Origin of the sequence: Coprobacter tertius (genome assembly GCF_024330105.1) — a bacterium.
GTDB lineage: Bacteria > Bacteroidota > Bacteroidia > Bacteroidales > Coprobacteraceae > Coprobacter > Coprobacter tertius.
In genome coordinates this window covers 13,800-38,273 of the sequence record NZ_JANDHW010000012.1, presented here as the reverse complement: position 1 = coordinate 38,273, position 24,474 = coordinate 13,800, and the positions used below count along the sequence as shown (strand labels likewise).

Genomic DNA, 24,474 nt, shown 5'->3' with positions numbered 1-24,474 from the left:
TTCCATTTATTATACCGGAAATAGAACTTATCTTTACGAAAAATAACGCATTTACGTTACTAATGGCTAAAGAAATTGAACGAAAGTTTTTAATAAAAACAAGTGAATGGCCGGGATGTTCGCGAAAGACATATTTTAAACAAGGATATCTTTCTGCCGACCCGGAAAGAGTCGTGAGAGTAAGGATAGCGGGAGAAAAGGCTTTTATAACTATAAAAGGGGCTAATTCGGGTATTGTCAGAAATGAATATGAATATGAAATTCCTGTCGATGATGCCCATCAAATGCTTGATAGCCTTTGTCACAAACCCTTAATCGAAAAAATCAGATATTTTTACCCACAAGAAAATCTGGTATGGGAAATAGATGAATTTTTAGGAGACAATAAAGGTCTTTTCATAGCAGAAATAGAATTACCCTCAGAAGATTATGCATTTTTTAAACCTCAGTGGATAGGGGAAGAAGTCACCGGTGATAAACGTTATTATAATTCCAACTTAGTAAAGAACCCATATAATAAGTGGTGAAAAAAGGGGCGCAACCCATATGCTTCTTCCCAACCCCTTTTTCTCATTTATTACTGCATTACTGATCTTTTCCTTTCATTTCTTCATCATTAAGTATTTTTTTCAACTTTATTAACCTGGATTTTTCAGAAACCGCAAGGTTTTTCTTTTCTCCCGGATCATTTTTTGTATCATATAACTGTGGTAACGGATTATTAGCCAGCTCTATTTTTGTATAATAATCTATCGCCGCCCCTGAATTCGGCTGTATATATTTCCATCCTTCGGAGGTTAACACCGACAAATTATTATTTAAAGATTGCTCTATAACATAATCTCTCCCTTTCGACGACTTCCCGAGCCATACCTCTAACTGGTCGCGGCTGTCTGGTGCTACCGTATCAGCTAAATTTACACCGATAAGTTTAGCAAGAGAAGCAAACCAATCGATTTGCGACACCAATGCATCACTTACTTGCGGCTTAACTTTACCCGGCCAACGAACGACACAGGGTATCCGTGTACCGGCTTCGAACGAACTGTATTTTCCTCCCCTGTATTTTCCCCAAGGTTTATGATCACCAAGCATTTGCCACGCCAGATCGGCATATCCGTCATTTACGACGGGCCCGTTATCACTCGAAAGAAAAATCAATGTATTCTCTGCTATCCCCAAACTGTCGAGCAATCCGATAACTTTTCCAACCGTATAATCGAACTCGAGAATAGCGTCACCACGCGGTCCTAATCCGCTTTTTCCCGTAAATCGAGGATGCGGTACCCGAGGTACGTGTATATCGTTAGTCCCTAAATATAAGAAAAAAGGACCGTCTTTATATTTTTCGATAAAACGTAGTGCATTTATAGTAATTGTATCTCCTATATTTGCATCTTTCCACCGAGCCGAGTGGCCTCCTTTCATATAACCAATACGGGGTATACCGCTTATCACAGACTGGTCATGTCCGAAATCGGGATGCATAACAGTCGCCAATTCGGGATGAGTTGTATACGTAGGTTCTCCGGGAAAAGGTACCTTATAACTAACTTCGATAGGATCATTCAAATCGAGATTTTCTACTTGCTGATTTTTTATCCATACACAAGGTACCCGGTCGCCGGTCGCCGCCATAATATAGGAATAATCGAAACCGATATCTGCAGGTCCGGGGGTAATTTTATGATTCCAATCCTGTGTTCCTACACTATCCCCTAAACCCAGATGCCATTTCCCGATTACAGCAGTTTCATATCCTGCCTGTTTAAACATATCAGCTATCGTCATTCGTTCCGGCGGTATAACCATGCCAGCATCTCCGTTCGCTATACCTGTACCCTTACGACGCCACGCATATTCACCGGTAAGCATCGCATAACGGGATGGAGTACTGGTAGATGCACACGCATGAGCATTTGTAAACCGGATACCTTCACTGGCCAAACGATCTACATTGGGTGTTTTAACCGACGAAGTACCATTGCAGCTGAAATCGCCATACCCAATATCATCAGCATAAATAAAAATCACATTCGGCCGAATGGCCGATTTTTTTTCTTGTAGATGTCCTCCACAACCGGCAAGCGCTACTAAAGCGACAGAAGATAATAAATTACCTGGAAATAATAATTTCATAATCGCGATTAATTTATTGTGTTTAACATTGAAATAGAGGGCTAAATATACAAAAAAAGAACTAATATTCATCTTTTTTCGATAATCGAATAACAAACAGAAAACTGCCGTTATAATAAAATACCTAAATATAGTGATTGCACATAACTATAAAACCTTTTTACTTTGTACGTGTTAAGTTTTTAAAGTCATAAGATACTTCTAATTATGTTTGAAATATCCGGCCGGAGATCATTCGCTCTTTCTCCGTGCCGGAATATTCGATTTCCAGAGGATTATCTTATCTTTGAAGCAAACAAAAAGAGGAATTCTGAATATGACAAAAATACATAAATTCGGGCCGAAAGATAAAATGAGTCTTCTTATAGAAGAAGAATATACTTTATTATCTGTGTTAAGCCGCTTCGGTATATCTTTAGGATTCGGTGACAAATCGGTAGCAGAAGTATGCGAGTTGCACAAGGTGGATACCGCAACTTTTCTGGCAGTCGTTAATTTCTTGAGCGAAGATGATTTTGTACCGGAAAACAGTTTCGGTAAAATATCGCTTCATTCGCTTATCAGCTATTTACAAAATGCCCACCAGTATTTTCTTGAATTTAAATTACCCTCGATACGTAAGAAACTTATCGAAGCCACAAATTATTCCGAACAGGACGTTTCTTTCTTAATAATGCGTTTTTTCGACGAATACGCTAACGAAGTACACAAACATATGGAATACGAAAATAAAACCGTATTTAAATATGTAGAAACATTACTTGCCGGTGAAAAAATGCCGAATTATAATATTGCCGTTTTCAGTAAACGCCACTCTCCAATAGGACTGAAACTGGCTGAACTAAAGAATATCATTATAAAATATTATCCGGCTAAAGAAAGCTGTAACTTACTAAATGAAGTACTTTTCGACATATTTTCATGTGAAAAAGACCTCGAATCGCACTGTAAAGTAGAAGATTATTTGTTTGTTCCTATTATTACCGAATTAGAAAAAGAAAAATAATAAAATGAGCCGCGATTTGTTGAAAATAGCCATTGCCGAACCGTCGGTTATTATACGCAGCGGAATAGCGGCAGTACTGAAAAGAATACCGGGTTTTAACATACAGCCGATCGAAGTCGTTACGATAGACGCACTTTCTGATTGTATGCGTATGCACCGGCCTGATATACTTATTATCAATCCCGTATTTTTGGGATACAATGATATCCCTAAATTCAAATCGGAGTGTGGTTGTCCCAGAATAAAATGTATCGCATTTCTCAGCGCAATGATGGGCGATACGATCCTTAAAAGTTTCGATGAAACGATTTCGATGTATGACGATACCGAAACCATCACCGCCAAATTTAATGCTTTGTTTGATAATACCGAAGCAAACGATCCCGAAACCCTGATCCTCAGTCCGCGTGAAAAAGAAATAGTTGCTGCAGTCGCCCGCGGACTGACGAATAAAGAGATCGCTGAAAAATTATACTTATCGGCACATACCGTAATTACACACAGACGGAATATTGCCCGGAAACTACAAATACACAGTGCCGCCGGTCTTACAATATATGCTATCGTAAACAAATTGGTCGAACTCGATGAAATAAAAAAAGACAATCTCTAAGATATTTGCTTCAAACAATTTCAGGACAAAATTAATAAAGAACATACAAGCCGATACTTTTGTTATATACAATATAATTTTCCCTACCCGATCGCTTTCGGAACCTAAAAAAGGGAATATTTTACCACAAACCTATACTTACATGGCATTTAAAATCGCATTTTTCGGAACAAAACCATATGATGAGAAATCATTCAACGAAGCGAATAAAAAATTCGGATTCGATATTCGTTATTTTAAAGGACATCTTAACAAAAACAACCTTCCTCTTACACAAAATATCGATGCTGTATGCATCTTTGTAAATGATACCGCCGACGCCGATATTATAAATGCTCTGGCTCATAACGGAGTAAAATTGCTCGCATTAAGAAATGCAGGATTCAATAATGTAGATTTGAAAGCCGCCCGAGGAAAACTACCCGTTGTGCGCGTTCCGGCTTATTCGCCTTATGCCGTAGCCGAATATGCAGTTGCACTGATGCTTACTCTCAACCGAAAAATACACCGTGCCTACTGGCGCACACGAGATGGTAATTTTTCGTTACACGGTCTTATGGGATTCGATATGCACGGTAAAACGGCTGGAATTATCGGCACCGGAAAAATCGCGCGTATCCTCATTCGTATCTTGAAAGGATTCGGTATGAATATACTCGCATACGATTTGTACCCCGATTATAAATTCGCCGAAGAAACCGGTATTACCTATACTTCTCTCGATGATCTTTACCGAAATTCAGACATTATTTCATTGCACTGTCCTCTTACAGAAAAGACTCGCTACATGATTAACACCGATTCTATCTCGAAAATGAAAGACGGGGTAATGATTATAAACACCGGCCGGGGGCAACTGATACATACCAACGCTTTAATCGATGGGCTAAAAGACAAGAAAATCGGTTCGGCCGGTTTGGATGTCTACGAAGAAGAAGGAGATTATTTTTATGAAGATAAATCAGACAAAATTATAGACGACGATGTATTGGCACGATTACTCTCTTTCAATAATGTCGTAGTTACATCGCATCAGGCATTTTTTACAAAAGAAGCGGTACAAAATATTGCCGAAACTACGTTACGGAATATTCAGGATTTTATTGAAGGCAAAACGCTCGTAAACGAAGTTATATACCAAAAATCATAACTCCGCCAATTTTCCCATAAGAAGATAACCCGTATGCGGAAAAATATAGTTTTTATACATTTAACCCGAAAAAAATACTATATTTGAGGCATAACATACCTAAACAAGCCTAAAATTATGAATCTTCTGGGAAATATTATTTGGCTCATTTTCGGCGGCCTCTTGCTGGCACTCGAATATTTTGTAGCCGGGATTATTCTTTGTATTACCATTATCGGGATTCCTTTCGGATTCCAGGTTTTTAAAATCGGGTTGTTAGCCTTGTTCCCTTTCGGCCAGAAAACAGTAGTCGAATCCGGAAAATCGGGCTGCCTCTATACGATAATGAATATTATCTGGATTCTGATCGGCGGGATATGGATTGCGCTTACTCACCTTGCACTCGGGTTACTTTTTTGTATCACAATCATCGGCATACCTTTCGGGATGCAACATTTTAAACTAATGGCTGTCGCTTTCACTCCATTCGGTCGTACGATTGTGCCCTGCTAAACGTATATTATCTTCATTAATTTTTAATTAATGAAAAAAGGGTATTCAAGGACATCTGTTGTATTTTGCCTTCTAAATATTATCTAAGTGACTGATATGCTGAATATGCGTAAATCACGCACATCGGGAGACAAATTTTTCCAATAATAAGAATCGCTCATTCCGCCATGTATTCTATTGCATATAAAAATAAGATAGTAAATTTTTCAGTCACCCTTTTTTGTTTGATTTAGTTTATTAATTATATCGTAAAATATGATATTGATCATTCCTAACATCGGAGGTTATTTTATTTGGTTATGGAAACATTACATAAAAGGAAATAAAAAAGTAAAATTAAGGGATCTTACCGATGATCAGAGTTGGAAAGCATGGTTAGTAGGAATAGTAATTATTGCCGTCTTTATTTGGATAAATATGATTATTGTAGCATGTGTTTATTAAACGATATATCTGATATTGAAGCAAATTATTTTAATTATATGATGAGAAATATAACAAAGAAAGATTTAGTAATATTGTTAAACTTTTTTCAAGCAATTATCATATTATCGGTTTCTATTAATTAAAACTTATGCCTTCTATTTCATATTTACACCCGTATAAAATGTTTACATTGTGTGATCTGAAACCGATAAATACGCATTAAATACCGCTTAATCGATAATTAATCATACATTTTAAGTCACCATTGATACAAAATATTGTAAATGTTGAAAATATATGTATTTCCGAAAAAAATTAATAGGATACAAATTCCAGCATACAGTCTATCATTTTGTCACCATTCGATTTATTACATTATAGCAGCTACATTTACCTCCCAATTTTTTAAATTAAATCTGTATATTTTCGTATATTTGTAACATATTGCAAAAATAATTTGCTATGACATAAACGAATTTACGACATATAACATAAAAAGCGTTAGCTTTATTTCTTGCTTTTGAAACTTGGCCGTTTTAATCGCAGACAAGAGTAAAGTGTATACGCTCACGTTTACGTGGGCTTTACTCATTTATTTGTCTGCACGGTTGGCCAAGACCTCAAAAGCAAATGAAAGGTACTGTCCCACGTTTTTTATGTATAATTTTATAAACTTGCCGGGGGACGGGCAAATAAATCTATAATTACATGAAAAAACATTTAATTCTTACGTTCTTGGTTGCAGCCATTCTTGGCGGCTGTAGTCTATCGTCGTCCGATAAAGGATGGGAAACCGATGATATGCGGTATATTCCCCTTTTTCGCGAAGCCACCGACGCCGTTTATGTCGATACGGAAAAAGGTACGGTAAACGGTGGTTATACTTCTGCGGGGCTATATTATGACGGACTTGCACTCGTAACAAATGAAGACGGCTGCTATTACGTCGATTACAACGGCATTCAAATGGGCCAAGAAACCTATTTAAATGCCACTATTTATGATGGTAATATTGCATGGACAGTAAAACCGGGCGGACCTATAACCGCTATCGATAAGAAAGGCAATATACTTTTCGAGTTTAAACAAGCAGAAAACGCATATGCGTTTCATAATGATTTAGCAGTTTATGCCGATGCGGATGGCAAATGGGGTGTTGTTGATAAAAAGGGGAATATCGTTGTTACACCCCAATGGGGAAAAGTGGGCCCGATGTTTGTAAACGGTCTGCTTCCGGTTCAAGATAAAGAAAGCGGTTATTGGGGCGTAATCGATAAAAAAGGAGAAATAATGATCGAATGCCAATTCGATGAATTGGCGACATCAGATGTAGAAGAAAACTTTAAACAAAACTATGTACAAGCATTAAGAGAAGGACGCATTCCGGTTCTAAAAGGGAATAAATGGGGAATTATCGATAAAAAAGGCAATTTTATCATCAATCCACAATTCGACGAAATTCTGATCGATGGAAAAAACTATCTTTTCCGTAAAGGTGATTATTGGGGATGGTGCGATAAAAAAGGGCAATATTTAATTAATCCTCAATTTGAAAATGCCCACTCTTTTGGCTCTGAGGATTACGCCGCCGTAGAAAACGAAGAAGGTAAATGGGGTTACATCGACCGGGAAGGTAAATGGAAAATCCAGCCCGAATACCGAAGTGCAAAACCCTTCCTTACATCGGGAGTGGCACCAGTACGTGATAACGGAAGCCGGGAATGGGGCCTCATCGACAAATCGGGTAAATGGGTGGTAAATCCGCAGTTCAGAAACATTTTTGACATTGCCGTTGACAATCGATTAATGGTACAGGATCAATCCCGTAGTTTCGGTATAATTGATCTCAAAGGTAAATATATTGCGAATCCCGATTACGAAAACGCCCCGGTGTCCCTAATACATAATGTTTCCGGTATAGGAGTTTCGTATAGTGTACAGAGCGATTTTACTGATCTACCGGTTATCGCCGGATTAATTGAATCTAAATTATTATCACTCAAAACGTCAACAGTGGGTGAACTCTTAAAAACATACAATTTAAAAGAATCGAATTTCTCTAAAGGAGACGGAAGTGCGACTTTGTATCATAATAACGATACTCGCGAAGTAAATTTTAAAATAACAATACCGGGAACCAATGCATGGAATAAAGTTTCGGATGGCTGGTTTGGTTATAATTATACATTTAATCCGGATGCTCCTGTCAATAGTTATATCTTAACGGTAAATTTAAAAGATAAAGCATGGCGTTTCGTAAATGAAATTTTCGAGATTTTGAAACAGAAGTATTCCTACGATTCAGAAAAACAAACATTAGCCATTCCCGGCTATCAGGTTTTGGCTTTCCCCATTACAAATGGCGGTATTGTGTTCCATATTAAGACAAATAATAACGATAATATTTAAATTTCATGAAATCAATATTTTCTGTATTTATTTGTTTATTATATAGCTTTACCGCATTGGCACAGGATAATTTGGAACGAGGAAAAAATTATTATAATATGCAGTGCTATCAAGAAGCGCTTCCTCTTTTACAAACAGCAGCCAAGGAAGGATTCGGGGAAGCTTGTTACCTGCTGGGACAGATGTATTACAATGGTAAAGGTACTGCACAAAACCATAACATTGCATTTCGAATGTATCAGCGCGGGATAGAGTACGGATATAATAGAGGAGAAGCTGAACTGGGGTTGATGTATGAACAAGGTCAGGGATGTGCCGCCGATACTGTAAAAGCTTTCTCGCTTTACCGAGAAGCTCATGCCAAAGGCGATCTCATCGGTTCCTATAGATTGGCGATTTGTTATTGGAATGGAGAAGGGGTAACTAGAGATCGAGTCGAAGCATTTAAAATCTTGAAAATGTTGTATGAATGTAAAGATTTCATTCAAAATTATTTGTGGGCTTATTATTGGACTTGTTCTTTATTGGGCAATTGCTATGAATACGGTTGGGGAACTAACATAGATATTACTACAGCCGTTCAGTTTTACAATAGAAGCAATAAACCGCAGGCTCTTTACCATGCGGCTCTTTTAATCGACCAACATAAACTCGGACATATAAGCGGAATTAACGAAGGTAAAGCCGGACTTATTGTTAGTGCGATCAACGGAGGGGTCGAAGATGCAAAAGCTTACTTCTTACTCTCCCTATGGTTACCTAAAGGAGGGCCTATAGGAGGAAATGATTCTAACCGATTCGAATACTTGCTGAAAGCCGCAGAAATGGGTTACGGCCCTGCTCAAAAAATGTGCGGCGATTGGTATAAAACAGGAAAAGGAACTGCTGTGAATTTGGTAAAGGCTCGCGAGTGGTATGCTAAAGCGAAAGCCAACGGTGAAGAAATTACTGAATAAACTTAATTGAAGTGAACCCCATAGTTGAACTAAAAACTATTCGGGTTCACTTCAAATCTTACATAGGCACTTTATTTGTATCTAAATACCATTATAAAAATAATATCTGAAATATTATTCTATTTCTCCTGTCGTTGAGTACTTTTTAGAAATTGAAACATTTAATAAACCTATCTTACCATAAATTATAAATACAAACTAATATTGTTATCTTTGTAACTTTAACAACAGCATTATTGCATTTATTCCTAATTCGTTGCGAGTTGTATTTTGCTTCCAAGATGTTATCTTTGTGTGATCAGAAGCAGCTACCCTGTGAGTTGGTAATATTCAAACCGCGTTGTATTTTGCTTCCAAAATGTTACCTTTGTGTGATTAGCAACAGCCTATGGTTGCGCCATATTGCAGGGAAGTCAGTTGTATTTTGCTTCCAAAATGTTACCTTTGTGTGATTAGCAACAGCTACAAGGAACAGATAAAATATACCAAGTCGGTTGTATTTTGCTTCCAAAATGTTACCTTTGTGTGATTAGCAACAGCGTTGGAAGCGTTCAAACGTCAGTACGACCGTTGTATTTTGCTTCCAAAATGTTACCTTTGTGTGATTAGCAACAGCTCGATATACGTAAATCACTATTAATCTGGCAATTATTCACACATTTAGGATTATAAAAAATGAGCTTTATCACAAAAAAATCTGCCCTTCGGACAGATTTTTTATTTCTATCAGATAGTAATTTCTCTCCTATCAGTAGAATAAACAATTAAAAAAGTTCCAGTTGCATATAAGTATCAGGGATTTTCTGTGCCTTTTCTCCATAAAATATTTCGATATCTCCAAATTGTTTATCAGTAATACATATAATCGCAATTTCACCTTTCGGAGGAATCATCTCCTTCACACGATTTATATGTACCCGGGTATTTTCACGACTCGCACAATGCCTCATATAAATTGAGAACTGAAACATGGTAAAGCCGTCATCCAGTAATTTCTTACGAAACTCGACATACAATTTACGGTCTTTTTTCGTCTCGGTAGGTAAATCAAACAACACCAATATCCACATCACTCGATACTCGTTAAGCCGTTGCATACTCAATCTACTTTATTTCCGGATAAGCAATACGTCTTTGTTCACCCGTATAGCAGGCGGCAAGAGACGATGTTGTAAGTCCGGCAGCAATCAAAAGCGGGCTTCTTCGTCCGTTAATTATCACATCGAGAACAGGTATCGATAACAACTTTTTCTTTATATCTTTAGTTAATTCATTTACGACACCCTGTTCTTTTATGATTTCAAGAATAACCCGATCTACATACGGGCGATAAGGTTCCATAATATCATCCGCTAAACAAAACGCATTATAACGATTATGATGATGTATTCCTAACGTGGGCAACAAACCGCTGCCGACAAGAGACCGAGCCATTATCGCTCTAAGGATAGCATACCCATAGTTCAGCATATGGTTAGGAGATATACCTTCTCTATCGCGCGTAAAGCCAATCACATCGGGGAATAAATTTTTCCAGTAATATACGGCGGCACGGCCCTCTAAATTATCGGGATCCCCGCTTTTTACATCTTCGGCCCAACGTAACATATTTTTCACGACTACGCCATGTTCCAAAGACAGCACGGCAGCCTGATTATAAATTTTCTGTCGTATCGTCTGCTGCCATAACTGTTTTTTAAGAGGTAAACTTGCGTCTATTTGATACTTAAAACGTTCCTGTTGTATCGTATTACCATAAAGAGGTAAGTGCAACCCCACTGGCATATGCTGGGTATCACAAGTAATTACGGCCGCATTATTACCTAATAAAGCCGATAAAACAGGTTGTGTGAGTGTTATTTGTTGATGATCGAGAATTACGACACCTATGTCCTCAACTGGAATGGATCTTCTTGAGTCCTGCTTGAATTTATCAGGCAACGCTGCATTATTTTCTACTTCCGGCAATTTAATAAACAGTTGATTATGCTGCAAACTTAAATAAACCGGATTCCCGAAATATAATGTCTTTTTAATCATGACTTATATTTTTATCGTTTACCGCAATAATATTTCCCAATCGATCGGTCTTTATTTTGTAACATACCTGTTTTATCATTTTTCCACTATATATATCTCGTCCTATTTTATTCATCTTCTCAAATTCGATTTTATCGACAATAGGAATCGCGACTGTATGCGGCACGTAAAAACTATCTTTATCGGTACAACTTACCATTTTATATATACGCGGAAATAAACTTTTTATATCCGACCAATCGATATGTCCGGTCGCCAATTCTTCTTCTGTGGGAACATATACAAGATCTCCCGGAGACAAACCAAATAAAAGATTCCATTTCTTAGAGCCATTTTTATCGGTAAAATACTTCGATTTATCATAAACCTTTTCCCCTTGCCTGCAACGCTCGACAACAACATTTAAGGGAACAGACTCATATTGCCGGTTACCTTCTTCATCGGTATATACTGCATAAAAAAGATTGGTTCCCGATGCCGCTTCAACATATTTCGTTTTCTTGTTTCCTTCAGACCCGACAACGAATTTACACCCCAAAGGTTCGGAACAACGCACCTTATATATCGGATGATGGAATTTTCCATTATTCAACTCAGATATATTACGATTCATAGTCATTATTCCTTCGGGAGAGAATGCCATACCCGGATTTTCTTTTATATTATCGCCCTCACATTCGTCATATTTCGATAAATGACGAAGCAATATTTTCTGTATTCCCGTGTCGGTGACAGATAATATTTTTTTACGGGTAAAATCGGGACCCAACGCAGTCCTCGAAGCTATTATATCGGAATCACTATAATAAATTTCTACCTTTGCGATGTCTTTTCCTTTATATTTATAATCGTTTCCTTTAAAAAATTTCATTATTTCCTTATGCGTACCGTATTTCGCTATCAATGATCCTATATATCGCTTCAAGTCTTTATCTGCAATCATTTCCCAATCTTTCACCGCATTAGAAAGTGATGTTTGTTTTTTCTTTTTTAAAGTCACTTTACCATAAAAAGTTTCTTTGTGTAAAGGTTTACGCACAGCCCAATGATTTTCGGAAGATTGTAGAACCGAAACTTTTTTCCTGATTCCGTTTTCATCGATACTCCACTTTCGATACCGGTTATTCGTTTTATTAATTATCCTGAGATTTTGTTTGAAACTCACCAGTGATCGCGATAAAATCTCTTTGACCTCTTGTGTAAAGGTAGGCCATGGCTTTTTAAAAATCCACTCATAATTAGAATGTGAAGTATCCCATTTTTTTTCACACAATATATTTCTCATTATATACGGTCCTTTTTTATCTTTATCTTTCGGATCGTTTTCATTGGCATGCCTGTTACTTAAATAATTAATATGGTTTACAGTCATTACCGCAATCAAAATCGCGTCAAGTATATGATGCCGGTGATCGAGCCGCTTTTTCTGTACCGTATAATTAACGTCGGAAGGAACGGATGTAAGAAAATATCTTTTCCCCTCTTTCTGAGTCCAATACCCGTAATTTTCAGAATGGGTTATTTCATTCAAACGTTCGAAACGATGATATATCAAGTCATTCCAGACATCGTCGAGCCCCCACGATCTCCTCAATCTCGCGGTATGTTTCCCATCACATACGACCATATGTTTCGATTTGTCTTCCTGTTCGTCCTCTTCTCTAATCACATTAGACAACAAAGACTTTACGATACGAGCGATATACCGGCTATCGTTCATTTGGCGTTGTGTAAAATTCTGGGGAACATCTTCCATCAGAAGATTTTTCATTTTTACCGGATTATTTTTATAATTTTCCCTGACATAAGCAACATATTGGCCGGGAGATAATAAAGGAATATCCAAACTTCCTTTATTTATATATTCATATGCCAGCATATTATCTTTTTGCCTATTTACATAGGATTCACAAATTACCTTATTATTATACGAATCGTCGAAATAACGCTTCTTGGGAATAATATGTTCTATTTGATATTCGGGAGTAAATAACCGACTCAGGGGTATCATTTCACCGGTGTACGGCGAACGGTACTTTTGCTCGAGCCATAATTTATACCTAAGTAATTCACTTCGGGAAGGATTAGATGAACGCGATATCTTTTCTATATCTTCCGGAATATCTTTTTGAGTACACAAAACATCGGTTTCATATATACGTAAAATTTCTTGTTGGGAAGGTGAATATGGCCTTATCCCCTTAATATCTTCAGACAAAGACAAAAGTAAAGCGCGTATACGCCGATTGGTATTTTCATTCTCGATATTTCTCTGGGATTCCCGGCTTCGTTCATCTTTCGTTTGTTTCATCTCTCTACCCATTTCGAGGTGTATTTCATCAAAAAAACCGGGGCGTCCGTTACCATAGTAATCCCATATTTCGGCAACAACCCGCAAAGTCTCGGTAATAACCTGTTCTACAATCGGATTACGCAAAGAATACTGGCGAAATTCATCACGCAAATAACTCCGGATATCCTCCGGTGTTTTCCAATAACGTATATCTCCCGACTCGGAATGACGGTTATATACGACATAACAAGCCTGCCAAAGGGGCATTCCGTTAAAATCGTCGATACTTGTTTTTTCACAAACTTTTTCACGTGCCCGATCGGAAACACCTGGGTCGTACTCTCCGTTAATAATTTTCAGAATACGCTCTTCTACCTCGAAGCCTATATTTTTTTTATCCCAATAACTTCCCATTCTCATCAACGGCAATAACTTACGTATCGCCTTTTCGGAATAAGCCCCGTATTCTTTTTTATAAGGAGAAATTTTAGAAAAAGTATCGACAAAAGCAGCCGGTAAATCATATTTCGCCGCAAATTTTTTCAAAGCCTTTTCAATTTCCCGGCGATCTTCTACCGAATACAACAAATGCCAAAGTGAAATCTCGATTTCAGCTGTAAGGAAACTCCGTTCTATTCCCGCTTTTTGTAATGCCAATAGTATTCCCGCACGTGTTTCATTACAGGGATAGGCTTTGTTTTCGATAAAATTCCATTTATAACGTTTTTCTCCTTGTTTCAACTTAAATGCCGGATATTTAAAAAATCCTTTCTGATCGATCTCCTTTTTTTCATTCAACCAACTAAACAAACCAGCATAATCCTCGGCGGTTTTCAGAAAATCGGAAGTTACGTCTGCTTCTTTTATTAAATTTCCCTCGACTTCAGATTCCCGTGCATATATACGCAGATTTTGAATAAATTGCCATAATCTGAACTCTTGAAATAACGGATGCGAACGGGCGATGCATTTTACCGGAACCCGTACTTTTTCTCCTGCTTTATTTACGTAATACCGGGTCTCGTATGGACAATCGTCGAGCTGTGAGTTTTTAATTTTCAACGGCCGATGATAAAATATAATATCATTTTCGAGTAAATAAGAAATATCCTTTCCTAAAATACGTTTACGATGTTCTTCATTATTGGGATACAATTGCAGTATGCATTGTTTATAGAGTGAAGCATCTCTCAATTCGGGATGATATTTCATTTGTTCCTTTAAAATAGCATTCAACTCCTTTCTATAATGATCCCGTTCGATCGTAGCGACCAATTTCCCCTTTATCTTCACTGAAGGATTTTCTAATATATGATCATATATATAAGCACCTACGGTAAGATTACTTTTTTCGATATCGCTTTCGGTCTTTTTCTTAATCAAAGTCCAGTCGTTTTCCCCGGGCGCCCTGAAACTACGTTTTTCCCGACCGTCTTTATCGGTTTTTATATTACCTTTTTCATCGTAAAAAGTCGTAACGATAAAATCACGTACCGTGCCCTCCCAATCGTTTAAAGGTGTTTTACTCGTACGCCGGTATACCCACCCGTTTTCGAGTACGACCTCATACCATTGTTCTCCTTTCCGGTTTACTTCACCAACACGCACTTCTTTCACCAGCAGAGGATAATATTCTTCTTTTTTCCCTTTCTCCTCTTTTTCTACTTCACCTCTTAACTGATAATAGCCTCTTTTATGATTGAAGTTCAACAAAATCCACGCTAATTCCTCTTTTTTTATTTTTTGAGACAAAGCCTTTTTACGTAAATAAAAAAGGGTCCAGTTATAAGGGACTTTTTTCCCTCCGCTTACCTTTTCGGGATATTTTTCTGCAAATTCGGATAACATTTCATTAAACGAATCGGTAAAGGCAAATTCGTATTTACCGTTCCCGAGTGGGGCAAAAGGAAGTTTTGGTTCCGATTCATCGATGAGTCGGCCATATTTACAGAAATCAAATTTCTCATCGAAATAAGATGGCAAAAATCCTAAAATATGTAATACACGCAAAAGCCGCTGACGGCGCAAACGATGTCTTTCTTTTAATCGGCGCATACTCCGATAAAGACGTCTTTCTGCTGTTTGTGAAACCGTAACGCCTTTTTCAAAATCAGATAACATACGTTGATTCATGGGTAATATGCGGCTGCCTGCAGCTATGATTTTCCCTTCTGGCCTTTCTACATTTTTCTCTATTAATGCCCATCCGATGGAATTAGGTCCCAAATCTAAGCCTAAGATTTTGCATGTTTCCATAATATTATTTATTTTGGTATTAAACTCTTAGTATTCTTTAAAGATAAATAATATAATTATTATTATCAATACTATTGTAAATATTAATTTTATTAGTTAAGTTTGTCATCATTTTGAAAGCAAAACACAATAAGGATTATTCCGTTGTGAAAACATTTAAGGCGGGACGCTTTTTTAAGCCTCTCGCCTTCTTTTTATGATATTATATTCTTGTTCTAAATCGAGAAATATTACACTCTTCATATTGTATTTGTTTACTAATCATCTTTCTGTGATCAACAACAGCTTTAGTTTCTTTTTTCTTTTCCCCAAAGAGCTGTAATTTGCTTTCGAAATATTATTTTTGTAGTTACATTATTTAAATCCAATTTTATAATTCAACAAGAACTATAAATTTGAAAATATAGTGGATAATTAAATGATGTATTGTATTTTGCTTTCAACATAACATCCTGTATTTTATATAGGATGTTATGTTACATTCACTTGATATATTTTTTTATCTTTTTCTTCTCAATCGTTAGAATTATTTTGTTTCCGAGTTTTATTTTTTTACTTACAGCCCATTGTATTTGAATGACCTGAAATTTTTTTATATCAAAAAGAAATTTTTTCATAATTATCTTTTTAAATTTTGTACATCATTTATATCCACTATATATTGATGTGAAAACAAAGAAATATAAAATTTGTAAATTACACAAATATATGAATACAAAATTTTTGATTTAATTTATCTGAAAAAACAAATATAATAAATATCCTATAGTGACTCAGGTACTTTATCCGAACGAGTTCCCATATGTCGTAACCAGGCGGGAACAATACATACTCCTATCGCGAGATACATATAATAGGTAATAATACGCCACAAAAAAGCAGCGACGAGCGCCATACCCACCACCGGGAAAAAATCATGATAATACTGGGTAAACATATACTCAGACAATCCGCTACCGCCGGGGGTGGGACTAACAGCCATCACCTGCCAGAGGACAAATTGCCGGGCAAAAGCCAAAAGATGGTTACCTCCTGACGAAAAGGCAAGCAATAAGGCATTTACCACCAGGTAACGAGAAGTCCACGAAACGATAGTCGCCCCGAAGGCTCCAGCCCAAAACTTAGCCGGCCGGCCGGCAATATCGTGTGAACTATGCACTAAATCATCGGCCATACGGGCAACCGGCTGCTGCCAATGCCTCAGCCATTTCATCGAAAACAAACGATTCAGAAAACTCCTTACCCACTCAGGCTTTTTAAAAAGAGCCAGATACAAAAAAACAGTCCAAAGTGTAATTAAGGCATATATTGTATAAAATAAAATACTTACCCCCCGTGTAAAAACTACCGATGTTCCGAAAAGATCATCAAAAGAAAAGAATAAACAAACCAACAGACAACTGATAACAAAAAACAGCTCGTCGAGAAAAAGGCATGTGATCATTAATGTCGTACTGCGACCCGCATCGATTCCCTCCCGATTAAGAAAAACCACGATCAAACTGCTTCCTCCTACAGCAGAAGGTGTTACTGCGGAAGTAAATTCACACAGCATATTTACCCGGAATGCCTGTCGCCAGGTGAGCCTGTTATCGGATACTTTACGATAACGCCACATAAGGCCGAGATCACGTCCGAACATTAATAGAAATGCAAGAAAAATAAAAAAAACAGAAGCCGGAGTAAACTTTAAATGCATAAATATCGAAGGGTCTACTTCTTTGTAAAACATGATGCCTACTACCACTAAACCGATTATAACGGGAATAAGCACATATACCGATTTAAATTTCTTAACCTCAGCCGACATTTTGCTTTTTCCTCAACTTTTATATCTTGCCATAATAGAACGGTAACGATCACAAACTTCTCCGGCAACATCTTCCCACGAACGGGCAATTGTTTTTGAGGCATTTACTCCCGCTTTTTTTATACGGCCCGGCATCACCATCAACGACATAATTTTATAAGCGAATTCTTGGGGAGTATTCCCCGACAGAAAACCATTTTCACCATCATTAATAATTTCGGCCGAAGTAGATCCTCCTACCAATACGGCAGGGGTATTCATAGCAGCCGCTTCGCGTACTACCAACGGAGCATTGTCATATAAAGAAGGAAAAAGGAACAAATCTGCTGCCGCATAATAACATTTTAACTCCTCTCGATCGGTTATTGTACCTTTAAAAATTACTTTATCATCGAGATCAAGCGAACTCACCAATTTCCGAAGACTGCCTTCGGCATATCCCGATCCGATAAAATACATATGATATGGCAAATTTTTTAATCGGGCAAGAGCCTCTACCAAAAATCTCAAATTCTTTTCCCATATATGCTGTCCTACGAATAAAAACATAAATTCCCCCGACAAAATATTTAAATCGCGTCTTTTCCTCTCTCTTAGTGCTCGATAGCCAGTCTCACCCGCAAAATCATTGCCATTATCAACTACTTCTACCCGACCTTTATAGCCGTATTCTCTTAATGTATCCTCAACCGATGCCTGAGGTATCCATACCTCATCGGCCGACTCATAAAAATGAACGACATTACGTACCAGATAATTAACTAATGATTTACTGGGAATAGCCCGTTCGAAATCAGACCGGTATTTAGAGTGAAACGTAGCAACGAGAGGTATATGCCGAGCATGTGCAATACGCATAGCTAAGGTACCTGAAGAAAAAGGACAATGCGCATGAACCAGTCCGAAAGGTAATCGCATGATGTGTGAATGAAACGTGAAATCGATGCGAGGAAAACCCAAACGATAAGGCTTACGCATAGGTAACGGTAAAGACGAATAACGATAAACAGGATAAGACTCATTATCCGAAATTCCGGGAGTTTTAGGGGTCACGACACATACATCCATTGCCTTTTGATGCAGCCAATAAGCATAATTGCGTGTCGTAAGCGACACCCCATCCATTATAGGAGGGAAACAATCATTGAACAAACCGATCATTTTTTTATTCATTTCGCAGGAAGATTATCTGCTAAATAAACAGTCTGCCGTTACAAAGGTTTAACAAATTTGTGAAAATCCCGTCAATTAAATAAAAAACATGAGAATAACCTGTGCGATAATCACCCTCAAAAACATACATAAAGGATATACCGTCGCATAAGCAACCGAAGGATTATCACCAGGCAGCGTATCATTAGCATAATTCAAAGCCATCGGATTTGCCATACTGCCGCATGCCATTCCAGCCACCGATCCGTAGTCTATTTTCATTATCTTTAATGAAACAAGAGCCATTATTACGACAGGAACAAATGTAATGGCAAAACCTAAAACAATCCACAACAAACCTTCGGGACGTATTACCGTTTCGAAAAAATGGCTACCTGCATCGAGGCCAAGACAAGCCAAATACATCGATAATCCCATAGCACGCAACATCAGATTAGCACTGCGGGTAGTATAGGTTATCATATGCAAACGAGGACCGAACGAGCCGATAAGAATACCCACGATAATAGGCCCTCCGGCAATTCCCAGCTTTACAGGCGTACTCATACCCGGAAAAGAAAGAGGAATAGCCCCTAAAGCTAATCCCAATACCATACCGATAAAAACGGCCACAAGATTCGGTTCTTTCAGACTTTTTACAGCATTGCCCAATACTTTTTCGACATTATGAATAGCGGCGGCTTCCCCAACAACCGTAAGACGATCTCCCATTTGCAGTATAAGATCGGGAGTAGCCAATAATTGCACTCCCGACCGGTATACTCGACTTATATTAATTCCATAATGATTACGCAAACGCAAAGAACTCAATTTTTTGCCGTTAATTTCAGGACGAGTAACAACAATACGTTGAGATATTAACTGGCTATCGATAGCATTCCAATCGATATCTTCCTTATTCCAATCTTTATTCTCATGCTCTCCGAATAACGCTGTAAGTGCATCCACATCTTTCTCAGAAGTTATTACGAGTAACCGATCTCCGTCTTTAAGTATTTTATCAGAAGTTGGTATCGTTACATTTCCATCTCTCCAAAGCCGGGAAATAACAAATTTTTTATTACTGAAATGAGCAATCTCTTTTATACTTTTACCGTATATACCAGGATTATGCACTTGAAACTCGGCTATAAATGTAGGGTTGGAATGATCATGTCCCGGCGTTTCGATATCTTTCTCGGAAACGAATATCTTGCGCACTACAAGAATGGCCAATATCACACCTACCACCCCCAAAGGGTAAGCCACAGCACAACTCAATGCCGGACCGTTAGCAGGCATCCCCATTTGTTTCAATGTTTGTTGCGCTGCTCCCAATGCCGGAGTATTAGTCGTCGCACCGCAAAGAATACCCACCATATCGGGCAATGACACTTCGGTCGTAAGATGGAAAACAACCGTCATTAACGTTCCCAGAAAAACGACACCTAATGCCAACAAATTCAACGAAATTCCACCTTTACGAAATAAACTAAAAAAGCCCGGACCTACCTGCAAACCTAAAGCATATACAAATATTACCAGGCCAAAAGTTTCTGCATAATTAAGCATTTGAGGATCGATCGCCAATCCCAGATGACCGGCAAGGATTCCGATAAAAAAAACGAATGTTACTCCCAAAGAAATACCCGCAATATGTATTTTCCCCAACGAAAGTCCGATCGCAGAAATAAGAGAAATAATGACCACCGACTGCACTGCCGAAGGAACAAAGAATAAACTATCCAACCATTCCATACAGGTATGAGTTTCATATTTTCGTTTCAGGCCACAAATATACAAAACATTTCTGCCGGCAAACAGTATGTGATAGAAAGTTTTTCATACGATAATTTTCCAGATATCCGGGAAAAAGTCAAAACAATATATAATTATCTTATATTCAAGCAATAGTTAATTATGGTAATATGGCTTGTTTATAAATTCCGAAGGTATGTAAAGCCGGGCAAGCTTTACCGTCTAAAATGCATAATCTTACTTTCTTTGCTTTTAAAGGATCAAAACGAACAATCCACTTATGACCGATAGACTGCAAATTTTCTGTCTCCGGTATTTTTTCCCATTTTTTCCCATCAACCGAATAATCTACCGACCAGCGTGTCGTACGATGTCCGAGTTGTATTACTTCCTGCAACATCAGGCAATCGAATGTCACAGGAGATTTTAAATCGAAAACTATCGAATCGGTCATATTTGAATCCTTAGAGGCATAATAAGTTTTCGACAAATTATCGATCAAATTTTTAGGTGCATATTGCTTCCCTCTTTGATGCAATGATTTCACCGAAGCACCAGTAAGCAAATTATTTCCGAAAGTGTCGTCAATCATTTTCCTGAGACCGGCAGCATTTATAGAATCCTGCGCAGGAACAAGTCCGCGCCGATCTGGAGCAAAATTCAACAACATAACGCTATTATGCCCTACCGAATTACAATATATATCCCACAACTGTTTAACCGTTTTTACATCTTTATCTTCATAGGAGTGATAGAACCAGCTCGGTCGTATCGATACATCCGATTCGGCAGGAATATAAGCACTTCCATTTACCTCTCCATGGTTCAGTGTTATACGATTATCATTCTCATCCCGGATACTTTCGGGATTTATTGTCGACCAACAGGGATTCCCGGCTATTCCAGACTCATTTCCAACCCATCTTACATCGGCAAAACAGTATGAATTTCTCGTACCGAATATAACACATTCAGGTTGTAAACGACGTACGATATTGTACCAACGCGTATACATGGAAATCGTAAGTTCATCAGCACCTGCACCATCCCACCATATTTCATACACGGGACCGTAATCTGTTAAGAGTTCTGTCAACTGATTTGCATAATAATCTTCGTAACGTTGTTTTGTATATAATGGAGATAAATGCTCGTGACGATCATGAGGCCCTAAATACAAGCCCATCCCTATACTATCTGCACGGCATGCTTCGGCATATTCCTTAACCAAGTTACCTTTTCCATTCCGCCAAGGTGAATTTTTCACACAGTAATCGGTATAGGCGCTCGGCCAGTTGCAAAAACCATCGGCATGCTTAGCAACCAGAATACCGGCGGGTATTCCGGCCGATTTCAATGTACCCGTCCATTGCCTGCAATCGAGTGCCGTAGGATTAAAAATAAAAGTACCGGCCCTACCGTCTCCTTCATTCACATTATTCTCGAACGTATTAATCCCAAAATGAAAAAAAGCAATAATTTCATCATTATACCATTTTATTTGTCTTTCGTTTGGGAGCGGCCCGCAGGGTTCGGGAGCCGGTTGTGCAAAAAGAGTAAACGTGTCGATACAAATAAAAGATAATAAAATAAATAAACAGGAAAATAAACTTTTCATGGTAAAATAATTAATAATTAAAAACGATATTTTTTTGTAAAAATAAAAGCTATTATTAATACAGCCTATTCTCTTTCGTTAATTTTAAACAAAAAAAGCACAGCGGAGAAAAGATTTAGATCTTTTCTCCGCTGTGCTTTTTATAAAATATATTGTATTAATCGTTCATCGACAGTAATAATTCTTCATTCGACGAGGTTTTTTCCATTCGGTCTTTAATAAATTCCATGGCTTCAATCGAATTCATATCCGAAAGATATTTACGCAAAATCCACATACGATTCAAAGTGTCTTTATCAAGTAATAAGTCGTCGCGGCGTGTACTCGATGCTGTAATATCCACTGCCGGGAAAATCCGCTTGTTAGATAATTTACGATCGAGCTGCAATTCCATATTACCGGTTCCTTTAAACTCTTCAAAAATAACATCATCCATCTTTGAACCGGTTTCAGTCAATGCAGTCGCAATAATCGTCAGACTACCACCGTTTTCGATATTACGAGCAGCTCCGAAAAAGCGTTTTGGTTTATGTAAGGCATTCGCATCTACCCCTCCTGATAAAACTTTACCGGAAGCCGGAGAAACCGTATTGTAAGCACGAGCCAAACGAGTAATTGAATCGAGCAGAATAACGACATCATGACCGCATTCGACCATACGTTTTGCTTTTTCAAGCACAATGCTGGCAACTTTTACATGACGTTCGGCAGGCTCATCGAATGTCGAAGAAATTACTTCAGCACGAACACTGCGAGCCATATCGGTCACCTCTTCAGGGCGTTCGTCAATTAAAAGAATGATCATAAACACCTCCGGGTGATTCTCGGATATGGCATTCGCTATATCTTTTAACAACATGGTCTTACCGGTTTTAGGCTGTGCCACTATTAAACCGCGTTGCCCCTTTCCTATCGGTGAAAACATATCTACCACCCGGGTAGAAATATTACCGTATCTTCCCGATGTAAGGTCAAATTTTTCTTCAGGGAAAAGCGGAGTTAAATGATCAAACGGCACCCGGTCACGCACATATTCTGGAGTACGCCCGTTTATACGTTCCACTTTTACGAGCGGAAAATATTTTTCGCCTTCTTTAGGAGGACGTATAGGCCCTTCTACAACATCGCCGGTCTTTAGTCCGAATAATTTTATCTGGGATTGCGAAACATATATGTCATCTGGAGATGTAAGATAATTATAATCGGAAGAACGCAAGAAACCGTATCCGTCGGGCATCATTTCCAATACTCCGCTACCGATAAGTATCCCTTCAAACTCATATGGTTTTTCTATTACTTTAGGTTCGGGCTGCGGTTGGGGTTGAGGTGCAGGCTGCGATACAACAGAGGGTTGATAAGTTTCCGCAGAAGCTGCGGTATTATTTGTATTAGTAAATTTTTGACGGTCACGAGGTACGAAACGCTGTCTCTCACTACGAGGGAAAAATGTTTGAAGATTAGAAGTGGGAGGAAGCTGTACATTATTTACCTCAGTTTGCGATTTTTCCTTGACAGAAGTTTCATTTACATCGGAATCGGTACTTTTATTTTCCGATTGGTCAATCTTCTGTTCAGGGGATGCTTTTTTAATGACTGTCTTTTTAGTGCGATGTATCGAAGCCGAAGATTCATTATCTTTTATCTCTTCAACAACGTCAGCTACAGTCTTTTCATCCACCCCTTCCACAGGAATTTCCAACGGCAACTCTCCCGTAACCGGTATTTCGATCTGCTCTTTCAATGCAGGGTGTGTAAACTTTGTTTTCTTTAACGGTTTCTGCGGAGCCACCTCTTCTACAGCTACATCTGATTTTCCGGTTTCGATATTACTATCGGCCTGAAATACGGCGGCATTTATCGCCTCAGGTGTTTCTTTTACTGTAATCGTTTGTTTTTGTACTTTTCGGGGACCCTTTTTAACAACGTTTTGTTCGGATGCTTTTTCAGCTGATTGAGCTTCTTTAGCTTTCGGATTGTTTTTCACTGTTTTCCGCTGTTTGGTATTTGTTTCGTCATTTTTTCCCGAAACCTTGATGGCTGCAAGATTGATAGCCTGCTGATCGAGTATTTTATATATCAGATCATCTTTTTTTAAGGTATCAACCTTTTTAATATCCATTTCTTTAGCGATGACTTTCAACTCCGTCAAGAGTTTGTCTTTTAATTCCAGAATGTTATACATGAAAATTTGCTATTGCTAGTGATAAAGTATTTCTTAATAATTTAACTCATCTTTCCCGTTGCCACCTTCTCAGATAAAGAGGCAAATATAATGTTTTCAGATCGAACAGGATTTTTTATTTGTTAGGAAATTGTGTGCAAGACACGGCTCACATAAGAAGCCTTCATTTCTTTA

The 24,474-nt window shown here is 38.0% G+C and carries 17 protein-coding genes and 1 CRISPR repeat array; of the genes, 8 read left to right on the top strand and 9 right to left on the bottom strand.

Features of this window, described 5'->3' with window-relative positions; translation table 11 throughout:
* Positions 1 to 62: 62 nt before the first annotated feature.
* Entirely contained in the window at positions 63 to 527 is a 465-nt protein-coding gene (locus NMU02_RS11125; RefSeq protein WP_255027976.1) for a CYTH domain-containing protein, read from the top strand.
* Between the two features lie 58 nt (positions 528 to 585).
* Here NMU02_RS11125 and NMU02_RS11120 read toward each other — a convergent pair whose 3' ends face one another.
* The gene (locus NMU02_RS11120; protein ID WP_255027975.1) at positions 586 to 2,139 is read right to left on the bottom strand and encodes a sulfatase family protein; all 1,554 of its coding nucleotides are present in this window, start codon (positions 2,137 to 2,139) and stop codon (positions 586 to 588) included.
* A gap of 316 nt (positions 2,140 to 2,455) precedes the next feature.
* On the opposite strand from NMU02_RS11120, the gene NMU02_RS11115 reads away from it, so the two are divergent.
* From NMU02_RS11115 to NMU02_RS11085, 7 genes are all read left to right on the top strand, one after another.
* On the top strand, positions 2,456 to 3,145 hold the full coding sequence (locus tag NMU02_RS11115) for a hemerythrin domain-containing protein (protein WP_255027973.1): 690 nt from the start codon (positions 2,456 to 2,458) through the stop codon (positions 3,143 to 3,145).
* A gap of 4 nt (positions 3,146 to 3,149) precedes the next feature.
* The gene (locus tag NMU02_RS11110) at positions 3,150 to 3,758 is read left to right on the top strand and encodes a response regulator transcription factor (RefSeq protein ID WP_255027972.1); all 609 of its coding nucleotides are present in this window, start codon (positions 3,150 to 3,152) and stop codon (positions 3,756 to 3,758) included.
* 142 nt (positions 3,759 to 3,900) lie between these two features.
* On the top strand, positions 3,901 to 4,908 hold the full coding sequence (locus NMU02_RS11105; protein WP_255027971.1) for a 2-hydroxyacid dehydrogenase: 1,008 nt from the start codon (positions 3,901 to 3,903) through the stop codon (positions 4,906 to 4,908).
* Between the two features lie 117 nt (positions 4,909 to 5,025).
* Positions 5,026 to 5,400 carry a YccF domain-containing protein gene (locus NMU02_RS11100; protein ID WP_255027970.1) on the top strand — a complete coding sequence of 125 codons (375 nt, stop codon included), beginning with the start codon at positions 5,026 to 5,028 and terminating at the stop codon, positions 5,398 to 5,400.
* A gap of 255 nt (positions 5,401 to 5,655) precedes the next feature.
* Positions 5,656 to 5,844 carry a hypothetical protein gene (locus NMU02_RS11095; RefSeq protein WP_255027968.1) on the top strand — a complete coding sequence of 63 codons (189 nt, stop codon included), beginning with the start codon at positions 5,656 to 5,658 and terminating at the stop codon, positions 5,842 to 5,844.
* 690 nt (positions 5,845 to 6,534) lie between these two features.
* Positions 6,535 to 8,235, top strand: a complete 1,701-nt coding sequence (locus NMU02_RS11090; RefSeq protein ID WP_255027967.1) for a WG repeat-containing protein — start codon at positions 6,535 to 6,537, stop codon at positions 8,233 to 8,235.
* A 5-nt stretch (positions 8,236 to 8,240) separates the two neighbouring features.
* Positions 8,241 to 9,191, top strand: coding sequence for a tetratricopeptide repeat protein (locus NMU02_RS11085; RefSeq protein ID WP_255027966.1), 951 nt, complete (start codon positions 8,241 to 8,243; stop codon positions 9,189 to 9,191).
* Positions 9,192 to 9,453: 262 nt separating this feature from the next.
* Positions 9,454 to 9,807: a CRISPR direct-repeat array (repeat unit 47 nt; unit sequence GTTGTATTTTGCTTCCAAAATGTTACCTTTGTGTGATTAGCAACAGC).
* Positions 9,808 to 9,955: 148 nt separating this feature from the next.
* Here the strand turns inward: NMU02_RS11085 and cas2 are convergent.
* The 8 genes from cas2 to rho form a co-directional block, all read right to left on the bottom strand.
* Positions 9,956 to 10,288, bottom strand: coding sequence for a CRISPR-associated endonuclease Cas2 (cas2, locus tag NMU02_RS11080; RefSeq protein WP_255027965.1), 333 nt, complete (start codon positions 10,286 to 10,288; stop codon positions 9,956 to 9,958).
* Positions 10,289 to 10,295: 7 nt separating this feature from the next.
* Positions 10,296 to 11,231, bottom strand: coding sequence for a type II CRISPR-associated endonuclease Cas1 (cas1, locus tag NMU02_RS11075; RefSeq protein WP_255027963.1), 936 nt, complete (start codon positions 11,229 to 11,231; stop codon positions 10,296 to 10,298).
* Complete coding sequence (gene cas9, locus NMU02_RS11070; protein WP_255027961.1) at positions 11,224 to 15,780, bottom strand: type II CRISPR RNA-guided endonuclease Cas9; 4,557 nt, start codon at positions 15,778 to 15,780, stop codon at positions 11,224 to 11,226. Before cas9 ends, cas1 begins: the two co-directional genes overlap by 8 nt.
* Positions 15,781 to 16,543: 763 nt before the next feature.
* Positions 16,544 to 17,590 (bottom strand): lysylphosphatidylglycerol synthase transmembrane domain-containing protein, encoded by a 1,047-nt coding sequence (locus tag NMU02_RS11065; RefSeq protein WP_255027960.1) that lies wholly within the window; start codon positions 17,588 to 17,590, stop codon positions 16,544 to 16,546.
* A 12-nt stretch (positions 17,591 to 17,602) separates the two neighbouring features.
* Positions 17,603 to 18,751, bottom strand: coding sequence for a glycosyltransferase (locus tag NMU02_RS11060; protein ID WP_255028041.1), 1,149 nt, complete (start codon positions 18,749 to 18,751; stop codon positions 17,603 to 17,605).
* Between the two features lie 87 nt (positions 18,752 to 18,838).
* Positions 18,839 to 20,500 carry a putative transporter gene (locus NMU02_RS11055; protein ID WP_255027959.1) on the bottom strand — a complete coding sequence of 554 codons (1,662 nt, stop codon included), beginning with the start codon at positions 20,498 to 20,500 and terminating at the stop codon, positions 18,839 to 18,841.
* Between the two features lie 160 nt (positions 20,501 to 20,660).
* Positions 20,661 to 22,118, bottom strand: a complete 1,458-nt coding sequence (locus tag NMU02_RS11050) for an alpha-L-fucosidase (RefSeq protein WP_255027958.1) — start codon at positions 22,116 to 22,118, stop codon at positions 20,661 to 20,663.
* 157 nt (positions 22,119 to 22,275) lie between these two features.
* Complete coding sequence (rho, locus tag NMU02_RS11045) at positions 22,276 to 24,300, bottom strand: transcription termination factor Rho (protein ID WP_255027957.1); 2,025 nt, start codon at positions 24,298 to 24,300, stop codon at positions 22,276 to 22,278.
* Positions 24,301 to 24,474 lie beyond the last annotated feature (174 nt).